Here is a 17,722-nt window from a genome sequence, read left to right as displayed (position 1 = left end):
GTATACGAAAATAAGGCATACCAGAGTAGTTATGGCTGGTGCTAGCGCTGTTAGAGTTGTTTCATGTCAACGCAACGTCCTGGTAGGGGAAAGAGTTTTCCTGGATTGAAGAGCTGATCGGGATTGCAGGCATGACGAACCTGTTGCATAACGCGTAAGTCAGTGTCATTGAAGATAAGCGCCATTTCAGCCTGCTTTTCAATCCCTACCCCATGCTCACCGGTAATGGACCCACCAACGTCAGCGCATACCTGGAGAATCTCGTGCCCGGCCTGGCGCACGCGCTCAACCTCGCCGGGGATATGGGAGTCAAAGAGGATGAGTGGATGCAGGTTTCCATCGCCAGCGTGAAAGACGTTTCCGACTCGTAAGCCATAGTGTTGACAGATCTCATTCACGCGCCGTAGGACATAGGGGAGCTGTGTTCGAGGTACCACGCCATCCTGCACATAAAACTCCGGGCTAATGCGTCCCACCGCGCCGAAGGCATTTTTGCGCCCAGCCCAGAAGCGCTGGCGTTCTATTTCGTTGGCAGCAATGCGTACCTGGCGGGCGCGATGCTTTTCACAGATGGCGACGATCTGTTGCTGCTGCTCCTCAACACTTTCGTATAGTCCTTCTGTTTCTATTAGAAGGACAGCGGCGGCGTCCAGGGGATAACCTGCGGGAGTATCGGCTTCAACTGCCTGCAAAATCACCTGGTCCATCATTTCAATGGCGGCTGGAATCACTCCGTGCGCAATGATCTCTGTGACCGTATTAGATGCATCCTGCATGGAGTCGAAGATTGCAACCATAGTCTTCACAGCCTCGGGCAGGTGAACGATGCGTACGATAATTTTGGTAATGATGCAGAGCGTGCCCTCAGAGCCGATGAGTAGGCCAGTCAGATCATAACCAGGGGCATCATATGTCCAGCCGCCAACCTCGGCAATTTCGCCCTCGGCAGTGACCAGTTCAAGGCCCAGGACGTGATTTGTGGTGACGCCGTAGAGGAGGGTGTGTGGCCCACCTGCATTCTCGCCCACGTTCCCACCAATCGTGCAGGAGCGCTGGCTACTCGGATCAGGGACATAGTAGAAGCCATGTGGATTAAGAGCATGGCTCAAATGCAGATTGACCAGCCCGGGTTGCACGACTGCGCGCAGGTTTTCGTAATCGATCTCTAGGATTTGATTCATACGCGTGAAAACTATTACGATTCCTCCGTAGCGTGGAATAGCCCCACCGCTCAGGCCCGTCCCCGCACCGCGTGGCACGACGGGTATATGATAACGGCGCGCACATTTGACGATGGCAGCTACGTCTTCGGTGCTGGCTGGAAAGGCAACAATATCTGGCCGACCTCGTTCGATAGAGGCGTCATACTCATAGAGCGCGAGATCATAGGGGGAGTGGAGAACATGTCGCATCCCAAGAAGCTGTGTAAGCTCTCTTACCAGCGCCTCTTTGGTTTCCGGAGTCACCCGTTCATAGACTGAAGCGGTGGTCCCGGCTGTTGGTCGTTCTGCGATACTCATAAACCCCTCCTTGCGTGATGCTGCATTGCAGGCAATAGAAGCACTACACGTGCACTCTCCTGCCATTTTCTAGCGTTACTCTGCTACTGTTTGTCTTCTTCGACTACATCCCTTGTGATAGATGATACCATGCGCTCTCTAGCTTGTGAAGCTGAACAATTGTAAGACAAGAAGATGGTAGTAGAGATGTGCTATCGCTTATGAAGCGCGAACATGCAATGTTTGCTGTGCTATGACCGATAGCTGCTTCTTTCTTTTTTGGCGTTGGTTATATCACCATGCTTATGGTTGGTTTTTTGTTGGGGATCAGATGTAGGTTGCTTCGCTGGACGTAGTAGCCAGCGGCGTGCGCCCCAATATATGCCAGCTGCCAGGATGACTGTTAGCCCGCTAAGGAGAAGTTTGCGCGGCGTTGTATCAGGTGTCGTGGATGACATTGACATCCTCCCCATGGCTAAAGCCAGGGGATTCCTAGAGTCACCTCTAGGCTTTCCTGCTTCGTCGAGACTTGCCTGGTTTGGTTTTCACCGCACCAGGTCTTACAGCCTCTCCACAGGCATTGACCGTGAGCCCCACGGCAAGGATATTGTTTGCTGCGTTGATATCGCGATCATGATGGACTCCACATTCAGGGCAATCCCATTGACGGACATCAAGGGTCAAGGAGTCGAGAATATGGCCACAATCGAAACAGCGTTTACTGGAGGGATACCACTTGTCAATTTTGACAAGGGCTCGACCGTACCAGTCGGCTTTGTATTCGAGCTGGGCCACAAACTCAGACCAACCGACATCACTGATGGCTTTGGCAAGACTGCCATTCTTGACCATGTTCTTGACTGCCAACGACTCAACACACACGACTTGGTTCTCGCGTATGAGTCGGGTCGAAAGTTTGTGCAGAAAGTCACGGCGGCGATCAGCGATACGGGCATGAATGCGTGCTACTTTGAGACGTGCCTTGTCTCGGTTTTTCGAGCCCTTTTTTTTCTTGGCGTGACGACGTTGGGCTTTTGCCAGTTTCTTTTCATCCTTGTGAAAGAACTTGGGATTGCCCACAATTTCGCCTGTCGAGAGAGCCACAAAGGATTTCAAGCCAAGATCAGCACCAATCGCCTGCTCAATGACAGGCAAATGCGCAATGTCATCTTCCACCAGAATGGAGATGAAGTAGCGATTGGCGCAATCTTTGGAAATAGTGACACTCGAAGGAATTGCATCTTTGGGCAGAGGACGCGACCAGCGTATATCAAGGGGTTCACGCATCTTAGCAAGCGTGAGCGTGCCAGTACGCCAGGTAAAAGCATTGGAGGTATAGGTAGCCGATTGCTGGTTTCGTTTCTTGTGAAAGGTTGGATACTTGGCACGTCCTTCAAAGAAATTCAGAAACGCTTTGTCCAGATGGCGAAGAGCTTGTTGCAATGGCACGCTGGAAACGGCGTTCAACCAGTGCATCTCTTCTTGCTGTTTCAAATCAGTCAACAGAATGCTCAGGTCTTTGTAGTAAAGTCGCTGATGGTCCTTGTAATAGGCATCGGTTTTCTTGCGCAATGCCCAATTATAGACGAAACGACAACACCCAAAGGTCTGAGCAAGCATCTGCTGCTGTTCTGGTGTGGGATACACCCGATACTTGAAAGCGCGTTTCTGTTTCATACATTACATTGTAGCAGTTACAGTGTAAAAAGGCAATACCTCTTTCCATCCTCTCTCCCACACAAAAGGAACGCGCCATTCATCCCCATGTTTCAAAACAGGGGTCTTCTGGCGCGGTTCAATAATGCAGGTATAGTGGGCAGAGATGAGGAGGCTGGTTGTTGCTGGTCAGATGTGGCAGCTGGCTGCTTGAGCGCCTGCCACGATGGCTGGTTGCCATCGTTTGGTTGTGATGGATTCCCCGTACTCCCAGTAGTATGAGTTGTGCCAGCACTAGTCTTCCGTTGGGGAGTGGATGAGGGAGTACCACCAGTGCTGTGGGTTGCCGTGGGAGTGACTCCGCTAGTTAGTGTTGCTGTCGCGATTACTTGAGATGGCAAATTTTGCGCGCCAATAGTTGGTTGATTTCTGAGACCTCCCCGGCATGAATGCACGAGGGTTCCTGTTGCTCACCCAACGCTTCCGTTCTCCCTCGAAAGGGGGAGCGGCTCTTGGTGGGGATAGGCAGGACTTTCGAGCCGACGCGCTCTTGCACGGGCAGCTTTGCCAGAAGCCACCATGCCCATGCTTCGGGGCAAGACATGCCCTTCATTCGCACGTTGTTGCAGACCCTCCATCACGGCTTGCAGGCGCGGCTCCGCACCTTCCCAGTCCGACTGGGTGACAGAGGGGATGATCTGTTTTCTTTGCAGGTGAGAAAGCCGCGAAGGCCGAGTACAGATCGCGTTGCACCGGCCCACAGCCGCAAGGGCAGCTGTGCCAGCGCTGCGATCTGGGCTTCTTGACATAGGCTCCGCAGGCATGACAGTATTGCGAGAGTCGGGTCTTGAAGGTCGAGACTTCGCTCAGGGTGCCGCCAGTTTTTGCAACTATGCGAGCTAGGTGCGCTACAAACATCCCTGGAGCGCGAAGTCCGATACTTCTGCCATACTGCTTCTGCCATGCCACAAACGAGGTGTGTTCTATGATGATGGTGTTGCCCACCTTGACGATGTCGTGGGCAAGCTTGCCATGCAGACTCTTGCGGTGGGCGGCCAGTTTTCTTTCCGCAGTGGCATGCTGCCTGCGCGTGGTCTTGTATCGCTGACTCTCGTTCCACCGCAAGCGCTTCTTCCCATGTTTCTTGACGCGTCCCTGCTCATCATAGTGCTCGGGATTGTTAGCGCGGCGCTGCCGCTCCATTTTACGCTGGAGGCGTCGTTTCTTGCGAGCATTGGGGGCAAGTTGCTCACAGAAGGTCACCAGACGAGCGTTCCCCTCACGCGTGACGATGGCAAGCGTCTGGGGGCCAATATCAAGGCCAATGGTCTGGGTGCCAATCTGCTCATGTTTTTTCTTGACGAAGGTGTGCCCCTCTAAAATGAGTTGCACAAAATAGCGGTTGCCATCACCATCAGCCCCTTTCGCCTGCGGAGAGGACGCTTTGCGACGGACCAGGCGCACATACTTGATCGTGTGACGCAATCCATGCTGGATCACCGGGTCCAGCCAGTCGATGATGGCAGGGATGACCAGCTGATTCCAGATGAGAAAGCCACCATCGCCTGCGTTGGGGTCGAGGACAAAGCGCAGGCCGACATCGTTGCGCTTGCCCTCCACGCTATCGATGCCACGCCCTTTGCTGCGGAAGCGCACCCGTTTGGCTTTGCCAACACAGACGCGATTAACAGCTTGATAGGCGCGTGTGGCCGGGGTTTGTGCCATCGTGGCATCAATGTGGTCCGCAAGCCAGGAGACGCGAGCCGTTTTGGCAAAGGCATGCAGCTCGTATTCGGAAAAGTGATGCTTCTTGCGCAGCTGAGAGAAGGCCTGCGCGCGTTCCTCTCGCCTGGAGCGAGGGATGGCGCGCGCCCTGGCCCAGGCGGGGTCATTCCTCATCTGCTGGAGCCGTGTGTTGCCTTCAGAGAGCAACGCGTTATAGAGACAGCGTGCTGCTTCTAGGTGGGCACGCAGCTGTCGTTCGCTGCTCCAGTCGATCTGGAGGGGCAATTCGATGAGAAAGGTGGGCGTCTTGGCTCGCTTCATCTGGGCTGGCGGACCTTCCTTTGGAGACTACGAGGGTATTTTACCTTGAAAAAAGCGGTACGTCTCTGGCATCAATGACCAGGGCTTTCTCGCTCGCTTTTCTGTAAATGACACTCGCCTGTTCTAGTAATAGCAGCAAGCCGCCCTCGAGCGATGGATTCCGCTTGCGCGAGAACCTCCGGCCCAAGAGCGGCAAGCCCACAGGGGGACAAGCAGGACACCCCGGACATACGCTGCAACAAGGAGCGGAGCCCGATCAGGTGATCATGCATCGACCAACGCATTGCGAAGCCTGTCACTGCGAGTTGCCGGAGGCCGCTGGCCGGACCGTCGAGCGCCAGCAAATCCATGAGCTGCCAGAGGTGCAGGTGCAGGTGACCGAACATCGCGTCGAAGCCGTTGGTTGCCCCGCCTGTGGGCATGTGACGGTGGCACCTTTTCCCACAGGCGTGCACGCCCCGGTCCAATATGGCTCGAGGCTGCGAGCGGTCGCGGTCTATTTGTCGCAGTTTCAGTTGTTACCCATGGGACGCATTGGGGAACTGTGTGCCGACCTGTGGGGGTGCGCCCTCTCGGACGGGACGTTGGCCAGCTGGATAGCCGAAGCCGCCAGTACGTTGGAACCCACGATGCAGGTGCTCAAAGGGAGGCTGTTGGCCAGCCGGCTCACGCATGTCGATGAAACAGGCGTCAGGATCAAGGGCCTCTTGCATTGGATGCATGTGGCCGCGACCAGATGGCTGACGGTGTATGGTTGGCATCGGAAACGTGGACAGGAAGCCATCGATGCCATCGGAGTTTTACCGCAATATCAGGGCCGTACGATGCATGATCGCTGGCGCAGTTACGATCGCTATCCGTGTGCGCATAGTGTGTGTGGCGCCCATTTTTTTCGCGACTGCCTGTTTGTGGCTGAGCAGGAGAAGCGGCCCTGGGCTCAGGCGATGTATGAGTTGCTCCTCCAGATGAAAGAGACCGCCGATGCGTTCCGCGCGCAAGGAGCCAAAGCCGTTCCGCAAGCCGAGCGCGATGCCCTCGTGCTTCAGTATTTCGAAGTGCTCCGGCAGGGGTTTGCCGAGCACTTTGCCCTGGCTCCTCCTGGGCGAGGTCCCGCCCCCAAAAAGCCGGGCCGAAAGAGCCAGAATGCCTCGGAAAATCTCCTGGATGCGCTGCTCAAACGGGCCGAACAAGTCCTGGCTTTCCTGGATGATCTCTCGGTGCCTTTTACCAACAATCAGGCCGAACGCGATCTGCGCATGATCAAGGTCCAGCAAAAGATTTCCGGCACCTTCCGCAGCGAGCACGGGGCCAGCGCCTTTTGCGTGATTCGCAGCTATCTGTCCACCATGCGCAAGCAAGGGCGTTCCATGCTGGCCGCTCTGGCTGCTGTCTTTGAAGGCTCTCCTTTTCCGATTGCATGGGAGCCAGGTACCTGAGCAGGGAGTCTGCCATTTGAAACAAGGACGCACGAAGCATGAGAAAGGAGTTGTGGGAGATGCTTGCCCAGTTCCTTATTCTCACTTTCGATGCGTCCTCTTTCAAAATGGCTGAAACCCTGTTACAACTCGCTCAAGAACCTTAGCACAATGCGGGTGAACTCCTCTGGTTGCTCCATGTTGACCATGTGGGCCACGTCAGGGATGATGACCTGCTGCGCTCCGACGATCTGGTCGGCGAGCTGTTGAGTGAGGGTCAGCTTGTCGGGGAGATCGTGGTCGCCGACCATGAGCAGGGTGGGTACGCGGATCTCGGCCAAGCGCGTGACGGCCGGCGGCTGCAAGACTATCTCGTCCGCACCCTCAGGCAGGGGGACGGCAATGATGGGATAGAGCATGTCATGCACCCGCTTACGCACCAACGGGTTCACCTGCTCTGGTGTGCGCCTGGGACCATCGACCCACATACGCAGGTTCAGCTCAGTTGCACCCTCCACGTCGCCCCGCTCAAGTGCTGCCTCCTCTTCCGCAAAGAAATGCCGCACCAGTTCCGATGACTGTACCCCGCCAACACTCGTGGCGACCAGCACCAGTGAAGCCACCATCTCAGGGTGTGCGAACGCGAAATCGAGCGCGATCTTGCCACCAAACGAGATACCGACGACATGGGCTTTCTCGATCCCGAGAGACGTGAGGAGCGCAGCCGGGTCCTCATGATTGGCAAAAGGTCCGGTGGGGAAGGGCGACTGGCCATAGCCGCGTAGGTCATAGCGAATGATGCGGTAGTGACGCGCAAATTCAGGGAACTGCTCGTCCCACATGCGGCTATCCGCGATCCCGGCGTGGAGCAGTAGCAAGGGATAGCCCTGCCCAGCAACTTCATAATACAATGGGGCACCCTGTGCCTCCAGAAAGCCTGTTTGTGAATGGAATTCTGCCACAAAAATCTCCTTCATTCTCATCTTTTCGCTGTGATGAGTGTCGCCGCAGACGACATTCATCACAACAGCATGAAAAAACCTGCGAACTGCCGTAGGCAGTGAGGGCTCAAAAATTGCACTTGGGGACGTTGGATGAATGAGGCAGAACTTACTTCATCGGAGTGCAGGTGTACAGTTATGCCTTACTTTCCGTTTGTTTGTCAAAAGCATAACTGTACACCTCCTTTCTGTTTTTGTTGTAAGCACTCATTATAGCTCAAGCAAACAGCTTTGGCAATGGACAGTGGCCAAAAGCCAGGGCTTTTTGGTTTACCCGTATTACCGTGATAACTTGCCACACAGCAGTTGCAAGGCCTCGCGAGGCTGAGCACAACAATGCCGCATAGCAGAGGCGACATTGTTGACCTGCAACCAATCCATCATGGCGAGTCCCCCTCCATTAAGGGCTGCTAACGCTGCTGGAGCCCCTGCCAAACGGACTTGAGAGGCATCTTCACCCATCGTCACATCACGCCGATAGTGTAGGCGGTTTTCAATACACCAATGGGCTTGCTGCAACTGGAGTAAGCGTGCTGCGTTGGCCAGACGAGGCGGCAGATTGGTGAGACCATAGACGATCTCCTCACGCACCTTCCCATCCTTTTGATGCGTCGTGTGCCTGCGCAACCGGAAGACCTGTGCCACACCTGCCCATTGCGGCTCAAACCAGTCATTCATCAGCGTGCTGCTCCACAGTTCTCTGATTTCCAGACGTCCATGCCCCTTTTGAACGCTCCTGGCATACTGCCACTGCTGGCGGGGAGCGTCTTCTTCCTCAAAAAAGTCGCGGAGATCTTCATAGAGTTGTGGCTGATTCAGCTTGGCAATCAGCAGATAGTAGCCTCCATAGCGCTCAACCGCCGCACACCACTTTGTTTGCGTATGCATGGCATCGGCACTAATGATACGCCCTTTGACCAAGGCGGGATGCAACAAGGCCGCCGCCGCACTGATCTCATTTTCTTTGCTGCGAACCCCACGTTGGGCGAGGACAATGCCGCTTTGGCACTCATAGAGGCAGAGCAGATGGACAGGAGGCTGCTCACTGCTCTGGTGTCCTAAGGTTCCTCGCATCTGTTTGCCATCCATGGCTGTCTGAATGAGCGGCTTCTCTTGACCTGGCTTGGAAAGCCGACCAGATTCCTCACCGCAGTGCTCAACCGCTCTGGCTTTCAGCACAACACCAGCCAAGACGGTGGCAATCTCCTGGTCATTACACTGACTGAGTGCAAAGGTGTAGGTCGAATTCGTTGGAAAGCGCCTCGGCCAGCCCAAATAGCCCTGAAGCTGCTCCTTTCTCTCGTCAATCCACTCCACAATCCCGTGGATACTGCTCTCTCCTGCCAGCTTTCCTAACAGCAGCAGCGTCAATATCAACGGAAGGGGATAACGTCTCCCTCGTTTGCCACGTCGATCTTTCACCTGAGCAAAGGCGGCGTAGAAGGAGGTGGGATCCACGTGAAGCGCTTCGGGAAAGGCTTTTTTCATTTCGTCAGATATGGTAAGGTACATCCAAGGTCATTTCTTGCGACACTTAGGGGTGTTTTGAGTTTTCCTAAGTGTCGCAAGAAATGACTTCTTTTTCACTCTTTTCGGGTAAACCAAAAAGCCCTGGGCCAAAAGCGAACGATCAGGCAGTGAGAATTCAAAATGGCTGAAACCCTACTGAGTAGTTACAAAATTCTATGTGATGAGTAGGAATTGAGTAGGAGAAATAGGTGTAAGAAAGAAAAAGCCCATTAGTTACGTCCAATGACGTAACTAATGGGCTTAAGTTCTGCTTATTGTTGGAAGGGGTTCCTCGTACCAGGGTAGAAGCTTGAGAAACCCGCAAGGATTGAGAAAGAGCAGAGAAACTATTGTGAGAGGTACTTGAACGGCACCTTGTTTCTTTTGGGGAGGCGCGTATCAATGGCGCGGCGAAGTGCCTCTACACTGCTTTCACCAAGTGTGAAGGCAATGATAGAGCCGATGATAAGCCCACAAATGCCGCCGAGGGCAATTCCTTCGAGAAACATGCGGTTGCGAAAAAATGTCATCGTCGTCACCTTTTCTAATTTTTATAGAGGCGTGGCGAGAAAACTACGAGATCTTCAACCTCGTGGATGAATCGCCGGATCGCCCCTTGTTCTTTTGAGCAAGAGACGATCCATTAACTCAAAAAACGCTGCCCGAAGGCAGGTGATGCGTATCTCTTCGCTAGCGTGCCCTTTTGAGGTGGCATGGCAGCCACGAAGAGAATCCGGCTTCATCTCGACAATGTTCAAAGGCTTTTTGCACCTGAATCACCGGACCTTGCCTCAGTCCTACTTAAACCCAGGCGACAGAGCAGCGGTCTGATGCGTCAACCGCAGGTGTCATGACCTATCGAACGTAGCTCCCATTTCTGGGGCTGAGTCTGGTGAACTCAAGCTTCTCACGAAGCTACCAAACTGAAGACTCAAGCCTCCGAAGAATCTGCTGAGTCTTCAGCTCAGCGGTAGTTCACTGGAGGTACACAACTGTTTTTGCATCGCTCCAAAGTCGCTCCAATCGGTAATATTCGCGTTCTTTAGGTGCGAAGATGTGTACAACGACGTCGCCAAAGTCCAGGAGAATCCACCCTGTGTCTGCTGTCCCTTCGCGGTGCAGCAACCTGGCTCCCTGTTTTCCCAACTCCTCGTCAATTGTGCTGGCGATTGTCTGGATCAACCTGGGGTTGCTACCGCTACAGATGACAAAGTAGTCGGCAAAGACAGTAACTTCTCGAATATCGAGGAGTAAAATGTCTGATGCTTTTTTATCAGACGCAATATCGACTGCGGCTTTCGCTAACTGTGCTGGATCTAGCAGAACTCCCTCCACAAGTACTCCCTTGCTTACTTCTAAATGACCCGACACGACGTAGGTCACACATTGTTTTCGCCTAATATAATTTCTATACGTATCTACCAGCCCTTGAGTTCACAACCAGGAAAAATAGGCGGTTCCTTTGGGTTATGGTAAAGACCAGTGACACTGTATTTGTGTATGGGTCCTTAAAGACCTACATGCCCTGGTACGAGTATATTCACATTGTATTTTGTATCCGCATTATAGCATGCTGGGCAAGGCTTGTTAAGTAGTGGGAGATCCTGGTGAGATCGAGACTGGTTGGTCGATGCGAAGAATGCCCTGTTGTGAAACTACCTCAAGTAATTCACGCATGTTCTTGCCAAGAGCAGGGTGCTTGAGGTCTGGGGCGATCTCGGCCAGGGGAGCCAGGACGAAGGCGCGCTCAGCGAGTCGCGGATGTGGAAGCGTAAGCCCTTCTTGCTGCCACTGCTCCTGGTCATAGAGGAGAATATCGATGTCAATGAGTCGTGGCCCGTTGCGAAACGTCGCCTGGCGACCTAGTGTCTGTTCTATGCCCTGGGTGGTCTGTAGGAGCTCTGGTGCGCTTAATACAGTCGTTCCGCTACAGGCCATGTTCAGGAATTTCGGCTGGTTGGCGTAGCCTACTGGCTCGGTTTCATAAACTGAGGAGATACGCTCTAGTTGGAGGTGTTCGCGCAGGAGGTGCAAGGCATACTCCAGGTTGTGGATGCGCTCGCCCAGATTCGTGCCAAGCGCCAGGTAGACGTGATGCCTGGCAGGGACGGCTGTACTTGCTGGTTGCTCTGAAAAATGTGAATGGGGCATGCCTGAAGAAACCTCGCGAACTCTTTCTATCTCCAATGTCGCATGTGTGGAGAGCATGCTACTTCTCAAATATCCATAGATTGCGGAAGACGGCTTCGCTATCACTCTCCTGGTCGCTACCGGTCAGGAAGCCAACCATCCCCGAGGTATAGGCGTTATCCACAACATTGGAAAAAATAAGTTGCTTATTGATGTAGAACGTAAACTGCGTTCCCTGCATAATTGCGAGCAGGGTATTAAGTTGCCCATACCCATTTATAATAGCACCTGAATGCGTCCAGTCAATAAGGGGTAGCCAGGTGGCCGGGTCGCTGCCCTGGGCGCGGACAAAGCGATATGAGCCTGTATTATTGAGTTCGAGCACATAAAATGACTGGCTCTCTGGTTGCAGGCGGAAGATAAGCCCATAGATGGTGCCGCGTGACAGGCGAGCCTGGACCGTAATAGCCATGTTCGTAAAGGAGGGTGCATTCGTATAGCACCAGGCCAGCGCTCGGCTGGCGGCGTAGACATGATATCCTTGAGGCGTGAAATGGCACTGTTGGCCATCATTGAGCCAGCCACCACCTGGCGAGGTGAGGTCATGCGTATAGAGGATGGGACCGGCCCCAATCTCTGAGGTAATACCGGCTGTCGCCTGGACACGTGCGCGTGCTGCCAGAGTTGCCTGAACTGGGTTGCCTGGGAGGAGTCCCTGCGAGGATTGGCTGGCGAGAGAGAACAGGGAGTTTGGCGCTGCCTGCCAGCGGATACTGTACCAGAACATAAGCAGGGGCAAGGCCAGGAGCAGGAGCAGGAGGCTAATGAGTGTGAACAGGAAGGGGCGGCTAGGGCGATGTGCCTGGCGCAATTGGTTCGGTGAAGGCCAGCTAGCCATCGGCATTTGCAGGGGGAAGAGTGGTGTTGGGACCTCTGAGAGCACGAAATCTGGGTCCACTGGTGGCTGAAGCTTCGTTGTCTTCTTGATTAGTGGTGAGGCGTCTTCAGCAGGCTCTGTTGGCTCGGAAATAGTGATCATGAGATCTGTTTGGGTGAGTGCCAGGGCATTCTCAAGCGAGCAGGTGGGGATCGCCTTTTGCAGGGCTTGCAGATAGGCGTTGGAAAAGGCACGTGCGCTCTGGTAGCGTTGCTCGGGATCCTTAGCGAGGGCCTGGAGCATGACGCTTTCGACGATGGTGGGGATGGCGTCATTGAACTGGCTTGGAGGGGGAGGCGGGACCTGGATATGTTTTAAGGTGATGCCGACCGGTGTCTCTGCGCTAAAGGGAACGCGGCCGGTAAGCATTTGATAGAGAATGATACCCAGGGCGTAAATATCGCTGCGATAGTCGCTGATGCCATTAGACTGTTCGGGTGCCATGTATTCAGGCGTGCCAACCGTCGCGCTGGAGTGGTTATAGGCGTCTGCCTCAATTTTGGCTTTCGCCAGGCCGAAGTCGGCGAGATACGCGTACCCATCGGGACGCAGGAGAATATTGGATGGTTTGACATCACGATGCAGGATATCATGGTCATGTGCATATTGCAGCGCGGATGCGATCTGATAGAGATAGCTGCCAGCTTCGTCGAGAGGGAGACGTTCACGATGATAGAGATAGTCGCGTAATGTGCCGCCTTCGATGAAAGGCATCACGAGATAATACCAGGGGCTTTGCTCGCCGAAATCGTACAGAGGGAGAATATGGTTATGGGAGAGCGCGCCAATTGCCAGGGCTTCGCGTTCAAAGCGACGGACGAATGGTTCATTACTCCCGTAGAGGACCTTGATGGCGACGCGCCGTTTGACGCGACGATCAAAGCCCAAGTAGACCTCAGAGGTTGATCCTTGTGCTACACGCCGATGTAGCTCATATCTGCCGAGGGTTGTTCCTTCTATGCCCTTCATCTATCCACACTCCTGCTGTTCCCTCTTGTTCAAGTTGCGCTGCACGGTGCCAGATCGAGCATTTGGTATTTGCCGTTATGAGGAAATTTTGCTGGCGATTGGCGGTGAATGCGCCCGACTGGACGTTTTTCCTGTCACTCTTCAGGATACCACGCAAGGCCATGACAGGCGTTTTCTAACGCCTGTCAATAGCACAGATGAGTAAGTTTAGCGGCGGTAGGTCCAGTAGCGCTCCAGATAAATGGTTTCTACGGGACGAATATTGTGCGTGTAGTGTGTCATGGCCTGGCGCATCTGCTCGGAGCCGCCAAAGTTCTGCTGGGTCTGTGTCGCGTATGCCTCAGCCGCCTCAATGCGCAGCTCAAGCATTTCTGACATCTCAACCAGGGTAGGTTCGAGCGGGAGGTCCAGTTCTTTCAAACGCGTATCGAGCGCGCCGCTCTGGGTCACATAGGGAAAATCCTCGTAGAAGTAGACCTTTGCCCCATGCTGTGCCAGGCCATCGGCCATGGATGCCACAATCTGATGATCGACATGGCGTCCAACGCCAAGTGGTGCGTACCACACCGTATCGGGAAGGCGATTGTGCAGTGTGAGCAGGCCATTGAGCAACTGGCGCTCGATCTCGGCGTCGGCGGGATGTACATCACCACCCATCAATTGCGAATCGCTGTTGTAATAGGTTGGGGTGCCGCGATAGATGGCATCCTGGTAGTCGAGCCAGAGATAGTCGGTTGGGAAGAGATCAAGCGCCTTGGCATCTTCTTTGCGGCGTATCTCAATAACGTCCTGGACCGTGGTTGTGCCACCAAAGCCGCGCTGGCGATGCACTTGTTGGGCGAAGGGGCTGAGGGTACCTGTGGTTGGGGCGCCCCCAAAAACGGTGATGACCAGGGGACGCAATCCGCTGCTCAACTGTACACCCAGTGTGCCTCCGCAGGAGTAGACTACGTCATCATAGTGTGGCGAGAGAAAGATGTGGCGATGATGCGTTTGTATATCGTTCAAGCTTGTTAGTCGCAACGGCTCGTTCCTCCAAGTAAATATAGTGCCTCTCCGAAAACCTGAGCGCGCTAGCGCTAGCCGCGAGAGCGGCGTTGGTTTTCGCATAAGGAGGTAGGCTCCAGGTAATGAATAAAACAGGTTTCTTTGGTCACCTACAGGTGGGTTAGGGTAAGCGGACTCTATCCTCTGTATAGTCGACCAGGCCGTCTTTTGCCAGACCGCTCACCAGACGTTGTAGCCAGGGTTGGTCCGCATCGCTATACTCAGGCTTGATTTTTGGTCCGAGAAGAGTGAGAGTGATGCACTCCCCCGCTGGCAACGAACGAAGCAGATCAACGATTCGCCCACGAAAGTAGCGATTTGTGCTTGTGAAGGGTTGGCTCTGATAGCTGGTTTTCTTTTCCGCCACCTTGCGCATCTGCCGTAGAACCACGCCGGACGGGAAGAGGCTATGCTGGCTCATCTCCTGATAAGCTTTGCAGGGCTCTTGTAGTGGGCATGCCATACAGCGCGGATTGTTACTTGTACAGATCGTCGCCCCCATATCCATCAGGGCCTGATTCCAGTTGTAGGCCTCGCCAGGTGGCAAGACCTGTTCCGCAAGCGCCAGCATTGCCGCGTCGTTCAATGCCGTCTCCGGCTGCTCAACACCAATGAAGATGCGATGGAGCACGCGGCGAATGTTGGTATCAACGGTGGCTACTTGCTTATGATAGGCGAAACAGGCAATCGCACCAGCCGTATAGCGGCCAATCCCTTTGAGAGAGAGCAATCCCTCGATGGTATCGGGAATACGCCCATCATACTGAGCCATAACCTGCTGCGCAATGGCTTGTAGGCGCACCGCGCGCATGTTGTATCCCAGGGGAACCCACACGTTGATGACATCGGCGGTAGGGGCCACGGCCAGGTCTGCAAGTGTCGGGAACGCACTCAGAAATTGTTGATATTTGGGCAGCACGCGATCAACCTGGGTCTGTTGGAGCATTATCTCTGACACCAGAATCGCATAGGGATCGCTGGTGCGACGCCAGGGTAGATCACGTTGCTCTGCTGCATACCAACGCAGTAAGTCGCTCTGAGCGCGTGTAATATGGTCAGGCGCGAGCTGAGAAGAAATAGGTGAGGGCTGTGAATCCATGCTCATGCAGATCTAAACTTTGCTCTTTTGCGCGCTTGCTTCTGGTGACGATGCCTGGTCAGCACTGCGCTTGCGCGGCGTAATGTCGAAAAGCGTTTTGCCGCCCTCTTTCCAGCATTGCGCGTCGGGAGCAGGCAGGTTCTCGCACAAGACCCAGTCCTGGGCATCTTTGAGAACATGGCCCTTAACGCATTTGGCATACATAATATGCTCGTTCAGGTCGGGGTCGCCCGGCTTGATGTTTGCTGAGGCAATTTTAGGAATAAAAAATCTACACCACGGCACGGCTAGGTACCTTCCTTAATTTTGATTGATAAAGACACTTGAAATACCACCGCTCTATTCCTTCATTTGACTATGGTGGCACTGCCAATTATAACGCATTATGTTTGATAGCGTCTAGAGCACTCATTATTGCGATGGTGTGGGTTTCTGGCTGACGATGACGAGCCGGCTATCGAGTGTCAGGGCGTTGCCATCCAGGTCGCCATAATAGCCTGTGACCTGTAACCCTGCTTGATTGATCAGGCTGATGAGTTCGGTAAGTGTATAGATGCGTATGGATTGGCGATGTTCGATGCGCTCGCCATTGGGATGAAGCAGGGTGATGCGGACGTTGTTGCGGCTCTTGAGCAGATCGATCTCACGCTCTTCCATGACGATTAAGCCGTTGTCGTAGCGAATCATACTTTGAGGGGTAAAGGCGCGTACAACTCGTGGTTGGTAGACGGTTTCTAGCAGAAAGATGCCTCCGGGCGCGAGTGCTTTGTGAATCTCTTTGAGCACCAGAAGATCATCTTCTTCCTGCTCAAAATAGCCAAAGGAAGTAAAGATATTGATGGCTGCGTCAAAGGTGTCTTCATAGGGGATAGAGCGCATATCCTGCTGTAACCAGTCGATGTTGAGGTGTAATCTGGCAGTCTCCTGGCGTGCTCGATCAAGGAGGGACGCGCTAAGGTCTAGCCCGGTAATAGCATATCCGCGTTGCGCTAATGGGAGGCTATGGCGTCCATCTCCACAACACACATCTAAGATTCGCATGCCTGGTGTGAGATGAAGTAGCGCTTCAATGGCACTGACCTCATGTTGAGTGCGAGATGCGGGTAGGAATGGGGAGTAGATTTGTAGATAGTCTTCGCCAAAAAACGTCTGGTACCAGGGCGGGCTGCTCATGTTCATCTCCTGTGGCCTGTGCTGAGAACGTCTGGCTAAAAGTGTCTTATACTATTTCTTCTACTAAGAATAAACGATCTTATACCCTCTTTTTGTGGGAACCACGTATCTAACTCTTTACAAGATGTTCTCAGCGTCTGCGACGCTTCGCAGGGGCAGCGCTTACGGCAAAAGTGCCAGGCGGACCCACCACGTGCAGGCTTTGAAGGCAAGGAGGCCGTAGAGTACACCCCACACTTCGTGCAGCAAGGCATAGCTGGCAGCCATCGTGAGGAGGAAGAGCAGGGCCAGGCCAGCGGTTTGTTTCATGTACAGGGCGCGCTGGTAGCGGCGAAAGCCGCCTGGTGGCGAGTCGCGGAAGTGCCAGGTAATAATCCATACCCGGGAAAGTAGTACTATAATCCCAGTAGGCCCTATAATATGCAGGCAGAGCGAGAGCACTGAAAGATAGGACACCTGCGCCTCCTGGTTAGACCATGTGACGACTAATAGTATAGTAGAACGCGCAAACACGGCTGGAATGTATTATAATTGAGACGGCCTGAGAACTGGAAATGGGCCTGATTGATCTCTTATTTCGAAAGGCAGTTGTACGTGTGTTTGCAGAAGAATTAGTGGGGATAGATACTGACTCGGCATTATGGGAGGCGGTCAGGCCTTTAGTAGCCGCTGCGCTACGACTCGATCAACAGCAGGAGGCATCCTGGCATGGGTGGAATAAGGAGCAGATAACCACGTTCTTACGCACGCTCCCAGAGCACTGTACCCTTGTCTGCGGGGTGTGGGATACGCTGACTGATGAAGAGGGCGATGAGCGTGAGGTGCTGGTGTTGGGATGCGTCTGCGAAGTGCAGAGGGGAGAGGTGCTGACGGTGAGGACGTTTGAGGCGCTACAGGACGAAAAGCTTCCCCCACTACAGGAGTTAGAGCCGGGTTTTGAGCATGCACGCGAAATTATGCGCACCATAAAAGCCCAGATTGCTCCCGTGGCCTGGGCTTTGTTTACCGATAAGACGACCTGGGATGAGTGGTTGCTGGCTGAGGGTAATGAGGGGGGCGTAGTCGATAAAAAAGCGCTACTTTCACTCTTTGCCCAGCAGGGGCGCTGTGTGCTGATGGGGAGCCAGGCCGCGCATCACTCACATCATCCATAAATAGAGACTTGCTCTTCGAATATAAAGCAAAGAATTTGGGAATAATATGGAACAGAAGACACCTTTAATTTGGAATCCAATTCTACG

16 protein-coding genes and 1 pseudogene are annotated in these 17,722 nt (G+C 53.8%); 2 read left to right on the top strand and 15 right to left on the bottom strand.

The features are described from left to right. Positions 1 to 50 precede the first annotated feature (50 nt). The 4 genes and pseudogenes from KRAC_RS04930 to KRAC_RS60810 form a co-directional block, all read right to left on the bottom strand. Positions 51 to 1,520: an FAD-binding oxidoreductase gene (locus tag KRAC_RS04930; RefSeq protein ID WP_007904968.1), complete on the bottom strand. Its 1,470-nt coding sequence runs from the start codon at positions 1,518 to 1,520 to the stop codon at positions 51 to 53. A gap of 230 nt (positions 1,521 to 1,750) precedes the next feature. Then, complete coding sequence (locus tag KRAC_RS70755) at positions 1,751 to 1,957, bottom strand: hypothetical protein (RefSeq protein ID WP_007904967.1); 207 nt, start codon at positions 1,955 to 1,957, stop codon at positions 1,751 to 1,753. A gap of 46 nt (positions 1,958 to 2,003) precedes the next feature. After that, positions 2,004 to 3,176, bottom strand: coding sequence for an IS200/IS605 family element RNA-guided endonuclease TnpB (gene tnpB, locus KRAC_RS04925; RefSeq protein ID WP_007904966.1), 1,173 nt, complete (start codon positions 3,174 to 3,176; stop codon positions 2,004 to 2,006). Between the two features lie 449 nt (positions 3,177 to 3,625). Further along, positions 3,626 to 5,201 (bottom strand): annotated as a pseudogene (locus KRAC_RS60810) (nuclease/transposase family protein). Positions 5,202 to 5,308: 107 nt separating this feature from the next. On the opposite strand from KRAC_RS60810, the gene tnpC reads away from it, so the two are divergent. Continuing rightward, positions 5,309 to 6,637 (top strand): IS66 family transposase, encoded by a 1,329-nt coding sequence (tnpC, locus tag KRAC_RS04910; RefSeq protein WP_007904963.1) that lies wholly within the window; start codon positions 5,309 to 5,311, stop codon positions 6,635 to 6,637. A 122-nt stretch (positions 6,638 to 6,759) separates the two neighbouring features. On the opposite strand, the gene KRAC_RS04905 is transcribed toward tnpC, so the two are convergent. The 11 genes from KRAC_RS04905 to KRAC_RS04855 all read right to left on the bottom strand — a co-directional run bounded on the left by KRAC_RS04905 (position 6,760) and on the right by KRAC_RS04855 (position 16,937). Next, the gene (locus KRAC_RS04905; protein WP_007904961.1) at positions 6,760 to 7,578 is read right to left on the bottom strand and encodes an alpha/beta fold hydrolase; all 819 of its coding nucleotides are present in this window, start codon (positions 7,576 to 7,578) and stop codon (positions 6,760 to 6,762) included. A gap of 318 nt (positions 7,579 to 7,896) precedes the next feature. Further along, complete coding sequence (locus tag KRAC_RS04900; protein ID WP_007904960.1) at positions 7,897 to 9,129, bottom strand: ISAs1 family transposase; 1,233 nt, start codon at positions 9,127 to 9,129, stop codon at positions 7,897 to 7,899. A 344-nt stretch (positions 9,130 to 9,473) separates the two neighbouring features. Continuing rightward, entirely contained in the window at positions 9,474 to 9,656 is a 183-nt protein-coding gene (locus KRAC_RS04895; protein WP_007904959.1) for a hypothetical protein, read from the bottom strand. A gap of 445 nt (positions 9,657 to 10,101) precedes the next feature. Continuing rightward, on the bottom strand, positions 10,102 to 10,509 hold the full coding sequence (gene rsfS / locus KRAC_RS04890; RefSeq protein ID WP_007904958.1) for a ribosome silencing factor: 408 nt from the start codon (positions 10,507 to 10,509) through the stop codon (positions 10,102 to 10,104). Between the two features lie 204 nt (positions 10,510 to 10,713). Continuing rightward, positions 10,714 to 11,277: a 2-amino-4-hydroxy-6-hydroxymethyldihydropteridine diphosphokinase gene (folK, locus tag KRAC_RS04885; RefSeq protein ID WP_075164241.1), complete on the bottom strand. Its 564-nt coding sequence runs from the start codon at positions 11,275 to 11,277 to the stop codon at positions 10,714 to 10,716. Between the two features lie 58 nt (positions 11,278 to 11,335). Then, positions 11,336 to 13,162: a serine/threonine protein kinase gene (locus KRAC_RS60805; protein ID WP_007904956.1), complete on the bottom strand. Its 1,827-nt coding sequence runs from the start codon at positions 13,160 to 13,162 to the stop codon at positions 11,336 to 11,338. A 207-nt stretch (positions 13,163 to 13,369) separates the two neighbouring features. Further along, positions 13,370 to 14,185, bottom strand: coding sequence for a PIG-L deacetylase family protein (locus KRAC_RS04875; protein WP_007904955.1), 816 nt, complete (start codon positions 14,183 to 14,185; stop codon positions 13,370 to 13,372). Between the two features lie 145 nt (positions 14,186 to 14,330). Next, positions 14,331 to 15,308 carry an A/G-specific adenine glycosylase gene (locus tag KRAC_RS04870; protein ID WP_075164240.1) on the bottom strand — a complete coding sequence of 326 codons (978 nt, stop codon included), beginning with the start codon at positions 15,306 to 15,308 and terminating at the stop codon, positions 14,331 to 14,333. A 12-nt stretch (positions 15,309 to 15,320) separates the two neighbouring features. Continuing rightward, a complete protein-coding gene (locus KRAC_RS04865; protein WP_007904953.1) occupies positions 15,321 to 15,593 on the bottom strand; it encodes a hypothetical protein in 273 nt (90 codons plus the stop codon). 126 nt (positions 15,594 to 15,719) lie between these two features. Next, positions 15,720 to 16,481: a class I SAM-dependent methyltransferase gene (locus tag KRAC_RS04860; protein WP_007904952.1), complete on the bottom strand. Its 762-nt coding sequence runs from the start codon at positions 16,479 to 16,481 to the stop codon at positions 15,720 to 15,722. Between the two features lie 162 nt (positions 16,482 to 16,643). Beyond that, positions 16,644 to 16,937: a hypothetical protein gene (locus KRAC_RS04855; protein WP_007904951.1), complete on the bottom strand. Its 294-nt coding sequence runs from the start codon at positions 16,935 to 16,937 to the stop codon at positions 16,644 to 16,646. Positions 16,938 to 17,077: 140 nt separating this feature from the next. On the opposite strand from KRAC_RS04855, the gene KRAC_RS04850 reads away from it, so the two are divergent. Continuing rightward, positions 17,078 to 17,635, top strand: a complete 558-nt coding sequence (locus KRAC_RS04850) for a hypothetical protein (protein ID WP_157506309.1) — start codon at positions 17,078 to 17,080, stop codon at positions 17,633 to 17,635. Positions 17,636 to 17,722 lie beyond the last annotated feature (87 nt).

The sequence above is a fragment of the Ktedonobacter racemifer DSM 44963 genome (assembly GCF_000178855.1).
GTDB classification, from domain to species: Bacteria; Chloroflexota; Ktedonobacteria; order Ktedonobacterales; family Ktedonobacteraceae; genus Ktedonobacter; species Ktedonobacter racemifer.
The sequence above is the reverse complement of the archived record's forward strand: the minus strand, read 5'-3'. Positions and strand labels throughout refer to the sequence as shown.

What these genes read in the sequence shown, in the direction of transcription:
- KRAC_RS04860 (WP_007904952.1), bottom strand. Translation starts at nt 16,481, where the DNA reads ATGAGCAGCCCGCCCTGGTACCAGACGTTTTTTGGCGAAGACTATCTA.
- KRAC_RS04930 (WP_007904968.1), bottom strand. Translation starts at nt 1,520, where the DNA reads ATGAGTATCGCAGAACGACCAACAGCCGGGACCACCGCTTCAGTCTAT.
- tnpC (WP_007904963.1), top strand. Translation starts at nt 5,309, where the DNA reads ATGACACTCGCCTGTTCTAGTAATAGCAGCAAGCCGCCCTCGAGCGAT.
- KRAC_RS70755 (WP_007904967.1), bottom strand. Translation starts at nt 1,957, where the DNA reads ATGTCATCCACGACACCTGATACAACGCCGCGCAAACTTCTCCTTAGC.
- tnpB (WP_007904966.1), bottom strand. Translation starts at nt 3,176, where the DNA reads ATGAAACAGAAACGCGCTTTCAAGTATCGGGTGTATCCCACACCAGAA.
- KRAC_RS04870 (WP_075164240.1), bottom strand. Translation starts at nt 15,308, where the DNA reads ATGGATTCACAGCCCTCACCTATTTCTTCTCAGCTCGCGCCTGACCAT.
- KRAC_RS04895 (WP_007904959.1), bottom strand. Translation starts at nt 9,656, where the DNA reads ATGACATTTTTTCGCAACCGCATGTTTCTCGAAGGAATTGCCCTCGGC.
- KRAC_RS04900 (WP_007904960.1), bottom strand. Translation starts at nt 9,129, where the DNA reads ATGTACCTTACCATATCTGACGAAATGAAAAAAGCCTTTCCCGAAGCG.
- folK (WP_075164241.1), bottom strand. Translation starts at nt 11,277, where the DNA reads ATGCCCCATTCACATTTTTCAGAGCAACCAGCAAGTACAGCCGTCCCT.
- KRAC_RS60805 (WP_007904956.1), bottom strand. Translation starts at nt 13,162, where the DNA reads ATGAAGGGCATAGAAGGAACAACCCTCGGCAGATATGAGCTACATCGG.